The following is a 17,668-nucleotide window of genomic DNA, read 5'->3' as shown; positions in this document are numbered from 1 at the left end:
CCCTGATATCGGTGTGGGCCGGACTCGTGGTGTGGACGGACGGCTTCTGGTACCGGTGGTGGACGGGACGTTGCTCAAGAACAGGCCGCTGGCTGTACGCACATCATTCCGCGTTCGAACCGGAACGGGCCGCTCACCGGATCGCCGCTCGGTACGCCGAACTCCGCCGAGAGCCAAGCACCGAGGCAGTCGGCGTGTCATGACGGGTGACGACGGCTGCCTGAGCCCGCACCTACCCATGCCCCAACGTGACCACGTCCGGCTCACGTGGCTGGAACCATGCGGCATCTTGGAGCGCGTCCGCGTCGTGGTGTGGACGTGCACATGCCGGGCCCTGTTCTACGAACTATGCGAGGGCGGCGGCCAGACACTGATCCGCCGCATCTTGCAAGCCGAAGGCGGGGCCGTGGTCCACGAGACCCGCCCGTGCTCCACCGTCGAAGCTCGCACGATGTGGACGGCACTCCTGTCAGGCCGAGCCCGGTAGCCGGGCACGGCGGCTGGGATAGCGGTCGTCGCATCCCACGGCCACTCTGCCCCCGCCCCCGATAGCTGCCCGATTGTGTGTCCCGACCGAGGTGTCAACGCCGTCTCCGGATCCCCTGCCCATCGGTGTTCCTCGCGGCCCACACCCATGCCGCACAGACGGAGTTGACGCCGACCGAGGGACACGAACAATGCGGTATCGGGGGCGGGGGTACGGCCCTCAGCCCGCGAAGCTTGTGCGATCGGAGTGGAACGGCCGGCACCCATGCGAAGCGGTGTGAGTCGGTGGCGGAACGGCTTCGAACGCTCCATGAGTCCGGATCACGGGCTGATCGTCATTGCGCCGCCTTGGAGCGGGGCGGCGCGCGCCGGGACCGGCCCCCAGGCCGCAGCCCGGCGCGCTGGCCGCCCGACGTGGCGGCGGCGCGGCGAGCGAAGCGAGCCCTTGAACCATTAAGAAGCTCTGAGCCAGCGAATTGTCGTCGGCGCATGTCAAGATCGGCCAGCATGAACATCGACGAGTTCTGGCACCTGATCGAGGAGTCCGCGCGAGAAACCGCCACGAAGGAGGCCCGCCTCCGATGGCTTCACGAACGGTTGGCGCAACGCCCTTCCGAGGAGATCGTCGATTTCGACGCGTGGATAGTCACTGCGCGGCGCAAGGTGGACACATGGTTGATGTGGGGTGCGATGCGCGCCTTGTTCGGGGGCGGGTCCGATGACGGCTTCTGGTACTTCCAGATGTGGCTCGTCGGCCTTGGCCGGGAGACCTTCGAGCGGGTAGCTCATGAGCCTGATGCTCTGGTGGATGTGCCAGCGGTTCAGCGACTTGTCGCCATGAAGCGGAACCAGAAGATGTGGACCGACGATGACTGGCCCGAGTTCGAAGAACTGGGCTACGTAGCCCGCAGGGCTTGGGATCAAGTGACTGGCCAGGAGCGTGAGGAACTGGCGGAAGCTCTTCGGTCTCGCGGCTATGAGTTGTTCGCGTTTCCCAATCCCACCGATGAGGCATGGGAACTCGACGACAGGAGGGAGTCTGCTCTCAGGCTCCCTCGAATTCACCAGTGCATGCGCGAGATTTACCGTCGCGCCTAGACCACCAGGTCTATGCCGTTGCCGCCGAGTTCCTGCGGTGTGAAATCGGCTTCGGGGTCGTCGGCGAGTTCGCGGTGGTAGCCGATCTCGTAGCGGTTGGCGGGGGCTTTGACCTCGGTGACTTCGATCGGGTGGCCGTTGGGGTGGGCCATGGTGCGGCGGATGATGAGGGCGGCCTCGGCGTAGTCCATGCCGAGTGCGGTGCGTTCGTCTTCGTAGGCGATGCGGGCGGTGGTGAGGGTCATCCAGCGGACGGGGCCGTGTTCGTGGATGAGTGACTGGTAGAAGAGGCCGGGGCGCTTGCGGTACTGGGCGTGGCGCTTAGTGGTCGTCTCCGTAAATCTCTCGGGGGTTACGCGGCCGCGTCGATTACGGCAGGCTGATGGTTGCAGTCAGCGGGCTGCTTGGAGTTGCGCTCCTTCTGTTCGTGTCGCTCGATCCGGGCCAGCAGGTCCTCGAGGTCGGCCGGGGTGAACTTCCATCTGAAGGGCCGGGCGGTCTCGTTGTAGCGGCGCTCGAAGGCGATGAGCCGGTCTTCGACCTGGTCAAGGCTGGTGAAGTCGTTGGGTGTGACGACCTTGCGCTGCACGATGGAGAAGAAGATCTCCACTTGGTTCAGCCACGAGGCGTGTACCGGGGTGTGCACCATGACCGCGTTGGGGAACCGTGCGCTCAGCCGGTCGGCGGCGGCCTTGCCGCGGTGGGAGGAGCCGTTGTCGACGACCCAGAACACCCGCTTGGCCGAGGCGTAGGGCTCTTGGGTCATGACCTGCTCGACCAGGTCCATGAACGGGACGATGCCGGTCTTGGACGAGGTGCGGCCGTAGACGTGGGCGTTGTGGACGTCGTAGGCGGCCAGGTAGGCCAGCGCGCCGCCGCGGTCGTAGTCGTGGTTGACGCGCATCATCCGTGATCTGCCTGGTGGCAGGGTGGGATGGCAGCGGCAGCGCGCCTGGATGGAGGTCTTCTCATCGGCGCTGATGACGTACTCGGCGTCGCCGAGCGGGAGGTCGTCCCACCAGCGCGCGTATAAGCCGAGCACGCGAGCGGCCTTGACGGCGAACTGTGGGTCGCGGATGAAGATCCACGATTGGTGTTGCCAGGGCTTGAGCGCGTCTTCGGTCAGGATCCGGCGCACGGTGGAGGCAGAGATCATCGCCGTCAGGCCGCGCCTGGCGGCCTCGCGCGCCAGCTCGGGACAGCTCCAGCGCGACAGTGGCGCGCCGGTCTCGGCGGGAAGTTGGCAGGCCAGTCCCTTGATCTCGGCGCGCTGGAGTGGGCTGAAGGTGGGTGGCCGGCCGGAGCGAGGCCGGTCCGTCAGGCTCTTGATGCCGTCCTGGCTGCGGTAGCGCCCTCGCCATAACCGCACGGTGTCCACCGTCACCCCGCGACGCTGGGCGATCGTGTTGTTGGCGTAGCCGTGGGCGGCATCCAGCACGATCCGGACCCGGAGCACGAGTTGGTAGGCGGCGGTGTGAGAGTAGGCGATCTTCTTCAGCTGCCGCCGTTCGGAGGCGGTCAGCGTGATCAGGCGGGCGCGGCAGCGGGGCACCGAGGGCTTTCTCCAGTCAATCTTCACCGATGATCCGCCGACTTTGCCCGGCATATGTCGGTGTGTCCACGCCTGACATGCCGGCACGGCAAGATGGCGGTCATGCCCGCGATCCCCGCCTCGACCAAGACCTCGCTGGACCAGCGGCTCACGCTGCACGCCCAGGAGCGCTGGCCGCAATTGGTCACGGTTCACGTGCGCTACCACGGCTCGTTCGCCTACGTTGAAGGACAGCTCACTGATGGCGGCCGGCTGCCCCTGATGCGGCTGCGTTACGGCGGCTCGGCCACCTACTGGGGGTTGGCCATCCACACCCCCAGCAATGATCGCTACGAGGCCGCGCCCTGGTTCACCGGCACCCCGCAGGACGCCTTGGATCTCGTCTGCGACCTCTACGTCACCAGCATCGACATCTGACGCTGAGGCGCGATCAGCCTCGGCTCGTCTACCCCCGAGGGACTTCCGGGCGGCACCACTTAGGGTCGTCCCAGTCGGGGAGCATGTCGGCGTTGGTGTAGGAGTTGATCTCCAGGCGGGCCGATGCGCCGTGAATGACGGCGGTGTGCCCTCGGTGCCACATGCTGCGACGGTGGATGACCGGGTGGCCGGCCCGGACGCTGAGCATGATCGCGATATCGCGGTTGATCCCGGCTCTCGGCGCTCGCAAGCTCCGGGAGCTGTCCGCCGACGACGTGGACCGGTGGCTGGCAGCCAAGGCGCGGGTCCTCAGCACGGAAACGCTGCGGAAGATCCACTCTGTTCTCAAGCGATCGATCGCCCGCGCCCAGGCTCGTGACAAGGTCAAGCGCAACGTGGTCATGCTGTGCGAGATCCCCAAGGGCAAAACCGGACGCCCCTCCAAGTCCCTGACGCTCACCCAGGCCGAAGCCGTCCTCAATGCCGCCGAGTCGGCGAACCTGTACGCCTACATAGTCCTGTCGCTGCTCATAGGTGCACGTACGGAGGAACTACGGGCGCTCACCTGGCCACACGTGGACCTGGAAGGTACCCCCGACGCCAATCCTCCGACGCCGCCGTCAATCATGGTGTGGCGATCCGTACGGGCCGGGGGAGACACCAAGACCGAGAGGTCCCGACGCACCCTCGCCCTGCCCAGGCGATGTGTGGAGGCGTTGCAACGCCACCGCGAGCACCAGGTCACCAGCAAGCAGAAGGCGGGGGAGTTGTGGCAAGAAAACGATCTCGTCTTCGCGAGCAAGCACGGGACCGAGCTGGACGCGGCCAACGTACGCCGCGCCCTTCGCTTGATCCTCAAACGAACGGACCTCAACCCCGATGAGTGGACACCCCGAGAGCTGCGCCACAGCTTCGTCTCGCTCATGTCGGACGCCGGGGTGGCCGTGGAGGATATCGCCCGGCTCGTCGGCCACAAGGGCACCGTGGTCACGGAGAAGGTCTACCGCAAGCAGCTCCGCCCCGTCCTTCTGGAAGGCGCGGAGGCCATGGACCTCATCTTTCCCGGAGAGAACCGGGAAGCATAGTCACTCACTTAGTCACTCAGAAGACCAAAAAGGCCACTTCCGAGTTACGGAAATGGCCTTCGAGCTGGGTGGGGCTACCAGGACTTGAACCTGGGACCTCTTCCTTATCAGGGAAGCGCTCTAACCGTCTGAGCTATAGCCCCGCGCACACCGAACCGTATCGCATTCGCCTGATGGAGGCGAACCGGTTGTTCAGACGAGAAAAGCTTACCGTGCCCGACGGGCTGCTCGCGCCGCACCAAACCACCCCGGTACGGCGCGAGCCCCCGCCCAAACCTGCTATTCCGCCTCGCTGAACGTCACCTCAACGCCCCCGACCAGGTCAGAGGCGATGTTGTAGATGACGGCCCCCAGCGTGGACAGAGCCGTGATCAGCACCACGTTCACGGCGCCGATCAGCGCGGTGTACCCGAGGATGCGCACCGGCTCGAACCACGAGGCGATGTCGATCGGGATCGAGCTCTGCCCCTGCTCACCCTTGCCGAGCTGGTTGACCAGATCGACGAGCGAGTCGAACACCCCCAACGCGGACAGCACGCCGTACAGAACGGCGACTGCCACGAAGAGCACCACGAAACAGACCAGGGACACCACGAAGCTGAACTTCATGGCCGACCACGGCTCGATGCGACGCAGCACCAGGTGTGCCTTGCGAGGCAGCCTGGACCCGGCGTTGTTCGACGACTTCTTCTTGGGCATCTCGACGGGCGGCGGAGGCGCCTCGGACGTGAGCGACGGACGGATGCGCACCGTCTCGTTGCCCTCCGCCTGCGGCTCGTCCTTGGAGCGAGGCTGCGCAGAAGCACCCTGTGCGGGCGTCTTGTCCTGCTCGCCGTCGACCGAATTGAAGATTTCCGTTGCAGTGGACTTCTTCGGCTGTTGTCCGTTACCCGAAGCCGCCTGGGTCCTGGCGGGGCCACCCTGGGCGCTCATGATTTACTCTCCTCCCCCGTCTTCCTCATTCTCCACCGGAGTCTCCATTGACTCCGCGTTCCGGGCGAGGGCAACCACGCTGTCGCCTTCGGCGAGGTTCATCAATCGCACTCCCATGGTCTGGCGGCCGGACTGCTTGATCTCGCCGGCACTCGTCCGGATCACCCCGCCGGCGGACGTGATCGCGAAGACCTCGTCCTCTGGGTTGACCATGACGGCTCCGACCAGCTTGCCACGGGAACTCACGATCTTCGCAGTCAGCACGCCCCTACCGCCACGTCCTTGAACCGGATACTGCTCCACTGGCGTCCGTTTTGCGTACCCAGCCTTCGTGGCGATAAGCACGTCTTGACCGTCGGCGATCCGATTCATGGCGAGAAGTTCGTCCCCTTCGAGGAACCTCATGCCGATGACACCGCTGGTGGCGCGGCCCATGGGGCGGAGCGCCTCGTCGGAGGCGGTGAACCTGATCGACTGCGCGCCCTTGGAGACGAGCAGCAGATCGTCGGTCTCGGAGACCAGGCGGGCCCCGATGACCTCGTCGTCCTCACGCAGGTTGATCGCGATCAGACCGCCTGACCTGGGGGAGTCGTACTCGGACAGGCGTGTCTTCTTGACCAGGCCGCTGCGCGTGGCGAGCACCAGGTAGGGAGCGACGTCGTAGTCGCGGAGGTCGAGAACTTCCATGACTGTTTCGTCGGGCTGCATGGCCAAAAGGTTCGCGAGATGCATGCCACGCGCGTCGCGTCCGGCATCGGGCAGCTCGTACGCCTTGACCCGGTACACCCGGCCCTTGTTCGTGAAGAACAGCAGCCAGTGGTGCGTGGTGGTGACGAAGAAGTGGTCGACGATGTCGTCCTGGCGCAGCTGGGCGCCGCGTACGCCCTTGCCACCCCGCTTCTGCGCCCGGTAGAGATCGGTCCTGGTGCGCTTGGCATAGCCGCCGCGGGTGATCGTGACGACGATCTCCTCCTCGGCGATGAGGTCCTCGATCGACATGTCGCCGTCGTAGGCGATGATCTCGGTCTTGCGCTCGTCGCCGTAACGGTTGACGACCTCGGCGAGCTCGTCGCCGATGATCTCCCGCTGGCGGGCCTCGCTGGCCAGGATGGAGTTGTACTCGGCGATCTGCGTCATCAGGGAGTCGTACTCGTCCTGGATGGCCTGCCGCTCCAGGGCGGCCAGCTTGCGCAGCTGCATGTCGAGGATGGCCTGCGCCTGGACCTCGTCGATCTCCAGAAGGCCCATGAGGCCCTGCTGGGCGTGCGAGGCCGAGTCCGAGGCCCGGATGAGGGCGATGACCTCGTCGAGCCGCTCAAGGGCCCTCAGCAGCCCGCGCAGGATGTGCGCGCGCTCCTCGGCCTTGCGCAGCAGGTAACGGGTCCGGCGGACGATGACCTCGACCTGGTGGGCCACGTAGTGACGGATGAACTGGTCGAGCCGCAGCGTGCGCGGCACGCCGTCGACCAGCGCCAGCATGTTGGCGCCGAAGGTGTCCTGGAGCTGGGTGTGCTTGTACAGGTTGTTGAGCACGACCTTGGCGACCGCGTCGCGCTTGAGCACGATCACCAGGCGCTGCCCGACCCGCGAGGAGCTCTCGTCGCGTACGTCGGCGATGCCCGTGAGCTTGCCCTCACGCACCAGCTCAGCGATCTTCAGCGCCAGGTTGTCCGGGTTGACCTGGTACGGCAGCTCGGTGACGACGAGCGCCTGCCGCCCCTTGTCCTCCTCGACCTCGACCACCGCGCGCATGGTGATCGAGCCGCGGCCGGTGCGGTAGGCGTCCTCGATGCCCCGGCGTCCGACGATCAGCGCCTTGGTCGGGAAGTCGGGCCCCTTGACCAGCTTGATCGAGGCTTCCAGCAGCTCCTCGTCATCGGCCTGCGGGTTGTCCAGGTACCAGTGGACCGCGGCCGAGACCTCGCGCAGGTTGTGCGGCGGGATGTTGGTCGCCATGCCGACCGCGATGCCGCCCGAGCCGTTGACCAGGAGCTGCGGGAACCGCGCCGGCAGGACGTCGGGCTCCTGCGACTTGCCGTCGTAGTTGGGACGGAAGTCGACGGTCTCCTTGTCGATGTCGCGCAGCATCTCCATCGCGATGGGCGCGAGCTTGCACTCGGTGTACCGCATCGCGGCCGCCGGGTCGTTGCCCGGCGAGCCGAAGTTGCCCTGGCCGTCGACCAGGGGATAGCGCAGCGACCACGGCTGGGCCAGGCGGACCAGCGCGTCGTAGATCGAGGTGTCGCCGTGCGGGTGGTAGGTGCCCATCACGTCGCCGACGACGCGGGCGCACTTGAAGTAGCCGCGGTCGGGGCGATAGCCACCGTCGTACATCGCGTAGAGCACGCGCCGGTGCACCGGCTTGAGACCGTCGCGCACGTCAGGCAGCGCCCTGGACACGATGACGGACATCGCGTAGTCCATGTAACTGCGCTGCATCTCGGACTGGATGTCCACCGGCTCGATGCGCTCAGCCGGGGGAGTGGTGTTCACGTCCGTCACAGGTTTGGATCCTTCTTAAACGTCGAGGAAGCGAACGTCGCGCGCGTTGCGGATGATGAAGTCACGCCGCGCCTCGACGTCCTCGCCCATGAGTACGCTGAACAGGTCGTCGGCCTGGGCCGCGACGTCGAGCGTGACCAGGCGCAGCAGCCGCGTCGCCGGGTTCATGGTGGTCTCCCAGAGCTGGCCGGCGTTCATCTCGCCGAGGCCCTTGAACCGCTGGACGTTGTCGCGCGGCCGCGGGTCGGCCTTGCCCTGGGCGATGCCGTCGTTGATGACGGCGTCGCGCTCGGAGTCGGAGTAGGCGTAGGAGGCGTCCTCGCCCTTCCGGTCCCACTTGATCTTGTAGAGCGGCGGGCACGACAGGTAGACATGCCCGGCCTCGATCAGCGGCCGCATGAACCTGAACAGCAGCGTCAGCAGCAGGGTGTTGATGTGCTGGCCGTCGACGTCGGCGTCGGCCATCAGGATCACCTTGTGGTAACGCAGCTTGGCGATGTCGAACTCGTCGTGGACGCCGGTGCCCAGGGCGGTGATGAGCGCCTGGACCTCGTTGTTCTTCAGGACCTTGTCGATCCGCGCCTTCTCCACGTTGAGGATCTTGCCGCGGATGGGCAGGATCGCCTGGAAGCGCGAGTCGCGGCCGCCCTTGGCCGAGCCGCCCGCCGAGTCACCCTCGACGATGAACAGCTCGCACTTCTCCGGGTCGTTCCACTGGCAGTCGGCCAGCTTGCCGGGAAGGCCGCTGCCGGACTCCAGGAGCGACTTGCGCCGGGTCAGGTCGCGGGCCTGGCGGGCCGCCAGGCGGGCCCTGCTGGCCTGCAGCGACTTGTTGATGATGTCCTTGGCCTCGCCGGGGTTGCGCTCGAACCAGTCACGCAGGTGGTCGTTGCACGCCTTCTGCACGAACGACTTGGCCTCGGTGTTGCCCAGCTTGGTCTTGGTCTGGCCCTCGAACTGCGGGTCGGACAGCTTGACCGAGATGATCGCGGTCAGGCCCTCGCGGACGTCCTCGCCGGAGAGGTTGTCGTCCTTGCCCTCCTTGAGGAACTTCTGCTCGCGCGCGTAGCGGTTGACGATGGACGTCAGCGCCGCGCGGAAGCCCTCCTCGTGAGTGCCGCCCTCAGCCGTGTTGATCATGTTGGCGAACGTGTAGACCGACTCCGAGTAGGAGTTGTTCCACTGCATCGCGATGTCGACCGCGATGCCGTCGCCCTCCTCCTCGAAGGAGACGATCGACGCGTGCGCCGCCTCCTTCTTGGCGTTGAGGTGCTGGACGAAGTCGGCCAGGCCGCCCTCGTAGTGGTATTCGACCGTGTGGGGCTCGCCGTTGACGTGGTCGGGCCGCTCGTCGGTGAACGTGATCGTCAGGCCCTTGTTGAGGAAGGCCGTCTCCTGGAACCGGCGCGAGAGCGTCTCGTAGTTCCAGGTGGTGGTCTCGAAGACGTCGGGATCGGGCCAGAACGTGATCGTCGTGCCGGTCTCGTCGGTCTCCTCGCCCTGGGCCAGCGGGGCCGTGGGCTTGGAGTGCTCGTAGCGCTGGCGCCAGAAGTGGCCGTTCTGCTTGACCTCGACGTCCATGGCGGTGGACAGCGCGTTGACGACGGCCGAGCCGACGCCGTGGAGGCCGCCGGAGACCGCGTAGGACTGGCTGTCGAACTTGCCGCCCGCGTGGAGCGTGGTCAGCACGACCTCGACCGCGGAGCGCTTCTCCACGGGGTGTATGCCCGTGGGGATGCCGCGGCCGTTGTCGACCACACGCACGCCGCCGTCGGCCAGCAGCGTGATGTCGATCCTGCTGGCGAAGCCGGCCAGGGCCTCGTCCACCGCGTTGTCCACGATCTCGTAGACGAGGTGGTGCAGGCCGCGCTCACCGGTCGAGCCGATATACATACCCGGGCGTTTGCGAACCGCCTCAAGTCCTTCGAGTACGGTGATTGAGCTAGCGTCGTAGGACAACTGCGAAATCCTCCTGCCGCGGACACGCGGCGGGGGAGGCCATCAACTTCATGCTGCCCCTGCCGTGCCCGTCACCGTCGTGAGTGCCCCGATGCGCGGTCACCCGGGGGAGTCGGCTTGCTGCCGGGGTGACACGCAAGCGGACGTGTCCGGAATCCTTTTTCATTCTACCGCTTCCCGGAGCCCGTGGTGGCAATACACGCGCCTGTGATGCTCCCTAGCTCGTTTTGCCCCCCACTCAAGCATCCCCCCTTCGGAAAGGGGGCTTATCGCGTCTGCGGCTGTCTGATCGCCCCCGGCGCCCTAACCATAGGTGTCGCCGGGCCCTCGGCTTCCGGTCACCCGCAAACCCCCTGTTGGACGGGGGGCGTTCTGTGGTCCCCTGACCTTGACCTTTGTCACGGCCCCATCACCGAGCTCCTCGTTGAGCCTGCGGATCAGGGTGCGCGCGAGCAGCCTGACCTGCGTCGCCCAGGCCGTGGAATCGGCCGCGATGAGCACCTCGCCCTCGTCGAAGGACTCGGGCCGGGTGTGGGCGGCGAGGTCGGGGCCGACAATGTCTTGCCACCGGCCGAACACCGCGCCGACGGCCGCCGACCGCTCCCAGCCGCGGTCGGCCAGCAGGTCGGCGATGGCCCGGCCGAACAGCTGGGGATCGCCGGCCTCCCTGCGCGGACCGGCCTTGCGCCTGGGCTCGCGGCGCGGGAGCTGGCCGCGCTTGGCCGCGTCGGCCTTGGCCTGCGCGAGCTTCTCCCTCGCCATGGCGGCCCCCCTGGCCGCCGCGTTGGGCTCATCGGACACGGGTCACGCTCCCCTCAGCGACGTCGAAACGGGCCCCGGCCAGCTCCTTCGGCACGTCGTCGGGCACCGCGGCGGTGATCAGCACCTGTTCGGCCGGCGCGACGATCTCAGCCAACCTGCGCCTGCGCTGGCTGTCCAGCTCGGCGAACACGTCGTCGAGGATCAGCACCGGATCGCCGCCGTCGGCCCGCAGCAGGTCGTAGGCGGCCAGGCGCAACGCCAGCGCGAACGACCACGACTCGCCGTGGCTGGCGTAGCCCCGCGCGGGCAGGTCGCCGAGGCCCAGGATCAGGTCGTCGCGGTGTGGGCCGACGAGTGTGACGCCCCGCTCCAGCTCGGCCTGGCGGACCTCCAACAGCCGGTCGCGGAGCTGCTGTTCAAGGGTTTTCCCCAAGTCTGTGGATAACGTCTGCGCATCGGAAGATCCCCGCTCACCGGGGACTTCGTCCTCCGCGTCGTCCCCACCTGTGGACAACGTGCTGCGGTAGGCAAGGCTCGCGGGGGCGCTCGTGGGGGCCAGCGCGGAGTAGGCTCCGGCCACCAGCGGGCGCAGCGCCTCGACGAGATCCAGCCGCGCCTGCAACAGCTCCGCGCCGTGCCGGGCGAGATGGGCGTCCCACACCTCCAGCGTGCTCAGCACGTCGCCGGCGCCCGCGGACGCGAAGGCGGTGTCGCTCTCGGCCCGCCGGGCGCTCCTGCTGCCTCTACGGGCCTGCGCGGCCGTACGGAGCAGGGCGCCGCGCTGCTTCAGCACCCGGTCGTAGTCGGCCCGGACCCCGGCGAACCGGGGGGCCCTGGCCACGAGCAGGTCGTCGAGGAAACGACGGCGCTCCGAGGGATCGCCCTTGGACAGCGCCAGGTCCTCCGGCGCGAACAACACCGTACGCAGCAGGCCGATGACGTCGCGCGGCCTGGAGACGGGGGAGCGGTTGAGCCGCGCCCGGTTGGCCTTGCCCGGGTTGATCTCCAGCTCCACCAGCGCCCGCCGGTCGTCCCTGTGGACGGCGCAGCGGACGATGGCCCGCGCGGCCCCCCGGCGCACCAGCGGCGCGTCGTTGGCCACCCGGTGGCTGGAGTGCGTCGCGACGTAGCCGAGGGCCTCGACCAGGTTGGTCTTGCCCTGGCCGTTGGGCCCGACGAACGCCGTGACGCCCGGCTCCAGACCGAGCTCCACGGACGCGTAGGACCTGAAGTCGGTCAGCGAGAGGTGGGCGACATGCACCCCACGAAGGTTAGTGCGCCCCGGAGGCCGCTGGGGTCACCGGCGTGCCGTCTGTGGAAAACCCGAGCTTCCCGTGACGGCCTGTGGACTACTCGGCCTCGCGCGGCGGGGTGACGTCGGCGCTGGGCGCGCCGGCGCCCTTGCCGGTGCTGCCCTCGGACGAGGTGATCGCGTGGCCGCCGAACTGGTTGCGCAGCGCGGCGACGACCTTCATCGCGGGGGAGTCGTCCTGGCGGGAGGCGAACCGCGCGTAGAGGGCGGCGGTGATCACCGGCAGCGGCACGGCGTGGTCGACGGCCGCCTGTACGGTCCACCGGCCCTCGCCGGAGTCCTGTGCGTAACCGCGGAGCTCCTCGAGGTGCTCGTCGTCGTCGAGCGCCCGCACCATCAGGTCGAGCAGCCACGAACGGATGACCGTGCCGGTACGCCAGCTGCTGAAGGAGCCCCGGACGTCCTTGACGACGTCGGAGGCCTCAAGCAGCTCCCAGCCCTCGGCGAACGCCTGCATCATGCCGTACTCGATGCCGTTGTGCACCATCTTCGCGAAGTGGCCGGCGCCGACGTCGCCCGCATGGACGAAGCCGTCCTCGCCCTCGGGCTTGAGCGTCTCGAAGATCGGCATGACACGCTCGACATCGGCCTGCTCGCCGCCGCACATGAGGGCGTAGCCGTTCTGGAGCCCCCACACGCCGCCGCTCACGCCGCAGTCGACGAAGCCGATGCCCTTCTCGCGCAGCTCGGCGGCATGCTTCTGGTCGTCCACATAGTGTGAATTGCCGCCGTCGACGACGATGTCGCCTTCGTCGAGCAGCTCGCCGAGCTCGTCGACCGTCTGCTGGGTGGGCTTGCCCGCGGGCACCATGACCCAGACCGTACGCGGCGCCGAGAGCCGTTCGACCAGCTCCTTCAGGCTCGCCACGTCGCTGATGGCCGGATCGCGGTCGTAACCGACCACCTCATGACCGCCGCGGCGCAGCCGCTCGGCCATGTTGCCGCCCATCTTGCCCAGTCCCACCATGCCGATCTGCATGACGCTCCTCTACCCCCTTGTCAGGCTTCCATCATCCCCGATGACGGGATCAGCCCGACAGGCGGATGGGCATGATCAGATAACGGTAGTCCGTACCTGCGCCTTCGTCCACAGGCTTGCCCCCGGTGAGGATGGCCGGCTTGGTCGAGGTCGTCATCTGCAGGCGTGCGATGTCGGAGTCTATGGCCCCCAGCCCCTCAAGCAGGAATTGGTGGTTGAAGGCGATGTTCATCTCCTCGCCCTCGTAATCCACAGGCAGCGCCTCGACGGCCTGCGCCTCGTCGCCGCTGCCGGCCTCCAGCACGACCTCGCCGCTCCTGAACGCCAGGCGTACGGGGGTGTTGCGCTCGGCGACCAGGGCCACGCGCTTGACCGCCTCGACGAACGAGCTTGTGGACAGATCCGCGTGCGCCGAGAACTCCGTGGGCAGCAGCGAGCGGTACTTGGGGAACTCGGGGTCGAGCAGCCGCGTCGTCGTGCGCCGGCCCGCGCTGGAGAAGCCGATCATGCCCTCGCCGGTGCCGCCGGCCGAGCTGAGCGCGATCTCCACCTCGGCGCCGGTGGTGCCGAGGGCCTTGGCCGTGTCGGCGAGCGTCTTGCCGGGGATCATCGCGATTGCGGCGAAGTCGGGCTGGCCCGGCTGCCACTTGAGCTCGCGCACGGCCAGCCGGTAGCGGTCGGTGGCAGCGAGGGTGACCGTGTCGCCCTCGATCTCCATGCGTACGCCCGTGAGCATCGGCAGGGTGTCGTCCCTGCCCGCGGCGACGGCGACCTGGCCGACGGCGGAGGCGAACACGTCGCTGCCCACCCGGCCGGCGGCCGGCGGCATGGCCGGGAGCGACGGGTAGTCCTCCACAGGCATGGTCAGCAGTGTGAATCGCGCGCTGCCGCACGTGACCACGGCCTTGGCGCCTTCCACCACGAAGTCCACAGGCTGTGCGGGAAGCGCGCGGGTGATCTCGGCGAGCAGCTTGCCCGAGACGAGGACGACGCCCGGCTCACCGGTGTGGACCTCGAGCGTGACCTCGGCGGAGACCTCGTAGTCGAACCCCGACAGCTTGAGCTGCTGTCCCTCCGTCACCTCCATCCGCATGCCGGCGAGAACGGGCACCGACGGGCGCGCCGGGAGACTGCGTGCCGTCCATGCCACCGCCTCAGCGAGGACGTCTCGCTCGATTCGGAACATCACGGTGATCAGCCTCCTGGGTTCGTCGTTGATTTCAAGTGTTCACTCTCCCGCACCTCGGTTCGGGCGGAACCCCTCTATGGGTCTTTGATTTTCTTAGTAAGAGAGATAAGAGGTCATCACACTAGGGGCTGTGGGAACTGTGGACAACTGAAGTTCTCGCAGGTCAGTCCCCGTATTTTCATCCACCGAGGTTGTGGGTGACGCCTGGGGGAAACTTCGCCGCCTGGGGACGAAGATTCGTCACCCACAGGCCGTCCCCAGATCATGGTGTGTTCATCCACGGGTTATCCACGGGGTTTCCACAGGTTGTCCACGGGGTAAGAGGGGTCCTTCTGGAGTCCCAGATCGACTGTTCACAGGCCGTCCACACGTTATCCACGAGTCATCCCCAGGTTGTCCTCAGGATGTCCCCAGATTCGTCCCCAGCCCTTGTGGGCGGATTTTTCCCGGCATTGGTGGGCGTACCGTCGCGGCGATTCCGCGTTTCCGCTGGTCCACAGTGTTTTCCACAGGCTGTGTACGACCATCAAGATCCACGCTTGCTCTGTTTGATACGCATTGTCAGCTCGTTGACCTGGTTGTACATCGACCTGCGCTCGGCGATGAGCGACCGGATCTTGCGCTCGGCGTGCATCACGGTGGTGTGGTCGCGGCCGCCGAACTGCTGGCCGATCTTCGGCAGCGACAGCTCGGTCAGCTCGCGCGCCAGGTACATGGCGATCTGCCGGGCGTTGACGAGCGCGCGGCTGCGCGAGGTGCCGCACAGGTCCTCGATGCTGATGCCGAAGTAGTTGGCGGTCTCGGTCATGATGGCCGCGATCGTGATCTCGGTGTCGGACTCCGAGGTGATCAGGTCCTTGAGCACGACCTCGGCGAGCTGCAGGTCCACACCCTGCCTGTTGAGGCTGGCGAACGCGGTCACCCGGATCAGGGCGCCCTCCAGCTCGCGGATGTTGGTGGAGATGCGGCTCGCGATGTACTCCAGCACCTCGGGCGGCGCGGCCAGGCCCTCCTGGATGGCCTTCTTCCGCAGGATCGCGATGCGGGTCTCCAGCTCGGGCGGCTGGACGTCGGTGATCAGACCCCACTCGAACCGGTTGCGCAGCCGGTCCTCCAGCGTGATGAGCTGCTTGGGCGCGCGGTCGCTGGAGATGACGATCTGCTTGTTGGCGTTGTGGAGCGTGTTGAAGGTGTGGAAGAACTCCTCCTGCGTCTGCTCCTTGCCCTCCAGGAACTGGATGTCGTCCACGAGCAGGATGTCGATCGCGCGGTAGCGGCCCCGGAAGCCGTCGGCCTTGTGGTCGCGGATGCTGTTGATGAAGTCGTTGGTGAACTCCTCCGAGCTCACGTACCGCACCCGGGCGCCGTCGTACAGGCTCTGCGCGTAATGCCCGATCGCGTGCAGCAGGTGCGTCTTCCCCAGGCCGGAGTCCCCGTAAATGAAGAGCGGGTTGTACGCCTTCGCGGGGGATTCGGCCACCGCCACGGCCGCGGCGTGCGCGAACCGGTTGCTGGCGCCGATGACGAATGTCTCAAATGTGTACTTTTGGTTGAGTCGGGCCGGTTCGCTCGGCTTGCTGCTCTTCGCTTCCCAGCGATTCGGCGCCGGCTCAGGCGCCTTCTCCACAGGCGGTGTGTACGGCTGCGCCTGTTCAAAAGAGAACGAAGGCTGTGGATATTCGGTGGACGCCGGTGGCTGCTCAGGCTGTGGAGAATAGAACTGCGGCGGCTCGGATACCTGGTAGTGCTGCGGTTGCACGGGCTGTGCGTAACGCGGCTGGCTATCCACACTCTGGGGATAAGGCATATTCACAGGCTGTTGATGGGCGTCCGGCAAAAGCTGTTCGGGCGCCGTGGTGTCGATCATCACAGCCAGCCGCATCGTCATGCCGAGTTCCTGCGACAGCGCGTGGGCCACCAGCGGGCGCAACTTGCCCTCGATGAGGTCCTTGAGGAAGTCGTTGGGGACGCCGAGCACGATCGTGTCGTCCGCGAGGGCGATCGGCCGGACCATCGACAGCCAGGTGCGCTGCTGTATGGGGACGTTCTCGTTGAGGAAGTTGCCCAGGGCCCTCGCCCATACCGTGCCGAGGTCGACACCACTCATGGTGCGGCTCCCCTCCTCCCTCTCGCGGCCCCCCGCGATCGTTTATCCACATGGCAGTGGTCGCCCCGTGTGGCCGGCGACCCTTCGTCCACAGCGTGGCGGCAGGGCTCCGTACCCAGGTCCTCCACAGGAGATCCACAGGCTGTGTACTGTGTTTCAGGTGGTCCGGAAGGGCCGACAGTATCCATGTGCACAGCTGTGTTCAAGACGTTGTCCACAGCCTAGTGGCACCTGGATGCACAAACTGTGGACGCGGGCCCGGCGGTGGAAAAGTCGCCTGTGGATCAGTGGATAACCCGTTCGGTTTGACCTGAGACACTGTTGGCCCGTAACGTACGACGGTCGGCTTGCCACGCGACGGCTATTTCGCGTGCCCTCGCTCCCACGGCAGGCCAGCCATGTGTGTATAAGCGCCCCTGGGCGCACCTTCAAGCCTGGAGCCCACCCGTGAGCAAGCGTACTTTCCAGCCGAACAACCGTCGCCGCGCGAAGACCCACGGCTTCCGGCTGCGGATGCGCACCCGGGCCGGTCGCGCCATCCTCGCCGCCCGTCGCCGCAAGGGCCGCGAGAAGCTGTCGGCCTGATCGACCCGCGCCAGAAGTCCGGCCCGTCGGTGTACCTCGCCGACGGGCGTTAGGCGTATACGGTGCTGTCCCGTCAATCCCGCATGCGACGCGGGGATGAGTTCGAAGCGGCGGTCAGGCGTGGCAAACGCGCCGGCCGCCCCACTCTCGTGGTGCATCTCAACTTTTCCGGGGAAGAGACACCCCTGGTCGGTTTCGTGGTGAGTAAGGCCGTTGGTGGCGCCGTGACCCGGAACAAGGTCAAACGACGGCTCCGACACCTGATGCGGGACCGTCTCGACCGGCTGCCGCGAGGTAGCCTGCTGGTGGTACGCGCCAATCCACCGGCCGCGTCCGCGCGCATCGAGCAACTGGCCGCCGAGCTCGACGCCGCGCTGGATCGTTTGCTCAGGCGGCGCGAGTCCTCGACGGGTGGACACAAATGACGGAGCAGCCGCAAGGGGTGCCGGGCCTCGCCGCTCGGGTGCTGATCGTCCCCATTCGGTTCTACCGGGCCTTCATCAGCCCGCTGCTCGGTCCACGCTGCCGGTTCTACCCGTCGTGCAGCGCATACGGGCTCGAGGCGATTGCCGTACATGGGGCATTGCGCGGCACTTGGCTGACTGTCCGGCGCATCGGGCGGTGCCACCCATTCCATCCCGGAGGTATAGACCCGGTGCCCCCACGCCCGGTCCGGTCCCACGAAACGCAAGGGAGCTAGCT

General features: G+C 67.0%; 16 protein-coding genes and 1 tRNA gene. 6 read left to right on the top strand and 11 right to left on the bottom strand.

Translation table 11 applies throughout. The features are described from left to right. Positions 1–993: 993 nt before the first annotated feature. Positions 994–1,584, top strand: a complete 591-nt coding sequence (locus tag DMB42_RS33220) for a DUF4240 domain-containing protein (protein WP_185844981.1) — start codon at positions 994–996, stop codon at positions 1,582–1,584. Here DMB42_RS33220 and DMB42_RS33215 read toward each other — a convergent pair. Beyond that, positions 1,581–1,829 carry a UTRA domain-containing protein gene (locus DMB42_RS33215; protein ID WP_125640738.1) on the bottom strand — a complete coding sequence of 83 codons (249 nt, stop codon included), beginning with the start codon at positions 1,827–1,829 and terminating at the stop codon, positions 1,581–1,583. The genes DMB42_RS33220 and DMB42_RS33215 overlap by 4 nt on opposite strands. 107 nt (positions 1,830–1,936) lie before the next feature. After that, positions 1,937–3,163: an IS630 family transposase gene (locus DMB42_RS33210; RefSeq protein ID WP_221762467.1), complete on the bottom strand. Its 1,227-nt coding sequence runs from the start codon at positions 3,161–3,163 to the stop codon at positions 1,937–1,939. Positions 3,164–3,238: 75 nt separating this feature from the next. Here DMB42_RS33210 and DMB42_RS33205 point away from each other — a divergent pair, with 75 nt between their 5' ends. Together DMB42_RS33205 and xerC are read left to right on the top strand one after the other, a co-directional pair. Next, positions 3,239–3,553, top strand: coding sequence for a hypothetical protein (locus DMB42_RS33205; RefSeq protein WP_125640735.1), 315 nt, complete (start codon positions 3,239–3,241; stop codon positions 3,551–3,553). 275 nt (positions 3,554–3,828) lie between these two features. Further along, the gene (xerC, locus tag DMB42_RS33200) at positions 3,829–4,638 is read left to right on the top strand and encodes a tyrosine recombinase XerC (RefSeq protein ID WP_260478094.1); all 810 of its coding nucleotides are present in this window, start codon (positions 3,829–3,831) and stop codon (positions 4,636–4,638) included. A gap of 69 nt (positions 4,639–4,707) precedes the next feature. Here the strand turns inward: xerC and DMB42_RS33195 are convergent. The 9 genes from DMB42_RS33195 to dnaA form a co-directional block, all read right to left on the bottom strand. Next, a tRNA-Ile gene (locus tag DMB42_RS33195) sits at positions 4,708–4,781 on the bottom strand. Between the two features lie 136 nt (positions 4,782–4,917). Further along, entirely contained in the window at positions 4,918–5,571 is a 654-nt protein-coding gene (locus DMB42_RS33190; protein WP_125640729.1) for a DUF3566 domain-containing protein, read from the bottom strand. 3 nt (positions 5,572–5,574) lie between these two features. Next, the gene (gene gyrA / locus DMB42_RS33185) at positions 5,575–8,073 is read right to left on the bottom strand and encodes a DNA gyrase subunit A (RefSeq protein WP_125640726.1); all 2,499 of its coding nucleotides are present in this window, start codon (positions 8,071–8,073) and stop codon (positions 5,575–5,577) included. 15 nt (positions 8,074–8,088) lie between these two features. After that, positions 8,089–10,032 carry a DNA topoisomerase (ATP-hydrolyzing) subunit B gene (gene gyrB / locus DMB42_RS33180; protein ID WP_125640723.1) on the bottom strand — a complete coding sequence of 648 codons (1,944 nt, stop codon included), beginning with the start codon at positions 10,030–10,032 and terminating at the stop codon, positions 8,089–8,091. A 303-nt stretch (positions 10,033–10,335) separates the two neighbouring features. Then, positions 10,336–10,833, bottom strand: a complete 498-nt coding sequence (locus DMB42_RS33175) for a DUF721 domain-containing protein (protein ID WP_229823898.1) — start codon at positions 10,831–10,833, stop codon at positions 10,336–10,338. Beyond that, entirely contained in the window at positions 10,823–12,055 is a 1,233-nt protein-coding gene (gene recF, locus DMB42_RS33170; RefSeq protein WP_125640720.1) for a DNA replication/repair protein RecF, read from the bottom strand. Before recF ends, DMB42_RS33175 begins: the two co-directional genes overlap by 11 nt. Positions 12,056–12,143: 88 nt before the next feature. Next, the gene (gene gnd, locus DMB42_RS33165) at positions 12,144–13,085 is read right to left on the bottom strand and encodes a phosphogluconate dehydrogenase (NAD(+)-dependent, decarboxylating) (RefSeq protein WP_125640717.1); all 942 of its coding nucleotides are present in this window, start codon (positions 13,083–13,085) and stop codon (positions 12,144–12,146) included. A 49-nt stretch (positions 13,086–13,134) separates the two neighbouring features. Continuing rightward, positions 13,135–14,274 carry a DNA polymerase III subunit beta gene (gene dnaN, locus DMB42_RS33160; protein WP_125640714.1) on the bottom strand — a complete coding sequence of 380 codons (1,140 nt, stop codon included), beginning with the start codon at positions 14,272–14,274 and terminating at the stop codon, positions 13,135–13,137. 526 nt (positions 14,275–14,800) lie between these two features. Beyond that, positions 14,801–16,381: a chromosomal replication initiator protein DnaA gene (gene dnaA / locus DMB42_RS33155; protein WP_125640711.1), complete on the bottom strand. Its 1,581-nt coding sequence runs from the start codon at positions 16,379–16,381 to the stop codon at positions 14,801–14,803. A 447-nt stretch (positions 16,382–16,828) separates the two neighbouring features. Between dnaA and rpmH the strand changes: the two genes are divergently transcribed. The 3 genes from rpmH (at position 16,829) to yidD (ending at position 17,666) form a co-directional block, all read left to right on the top strand. Then, positions 16,829–16,966 carry a 50S ribosomal protein L34 gene (gene rpmH / locus DMB42_RS33150; protein ID WP_043614899.1) on the top strand — a complete coding sequence of 46 codons (138 nt, stop codon included), beginning with the start codon at positions 16,829–16,831 and terminating at the stop codon, positions 16,964–16,966. An 83-nt stretch (positions 16,967–17,049) separates the two neighbouring features. Continuing rightward, a complete protein-coding gene (rnpA, locus tag DMB42_RS33145; RefSeq protein ID WP_229823899.1) occupies positions 17,050–17,391 on the top strand; it encodes a ribonuclease P protein component in 342 nt (113 codons plus the stop codon). Then, a complete protein-coding gene (gene yidD / locus DMB42_RS33140; RefSeq protein WP_125640704.1) occupies positions 17,388–17,666 on the top strand; it encodes a membrane protein insertion efficiency factor YidD in 279 nt (92 codons plus the stop codon). The genes rnpA and yidD overlap by 4 nt, the downstream gene beginning before the upstream one ends. The last annotated feature ends 2 nt before the right edge of the window (positions 17,667–17,668 follow it).

The sequence above is a fragment of the Nonomuraea sp. WAC 01424 genome (assembly GCF_003947315.1).
Lineage (GTDB): Bacteria > Actinomycetota > Actinomycetes > Streptosporangiales > Streptosporangiaceae > Nonomuraea > Nonomuraea spiralis.
The sequence above is the reverse complement of the archived record's forward strand: the minus strand, read 5'-3'. Positions and strand labels throughout refer to the sequence as shown.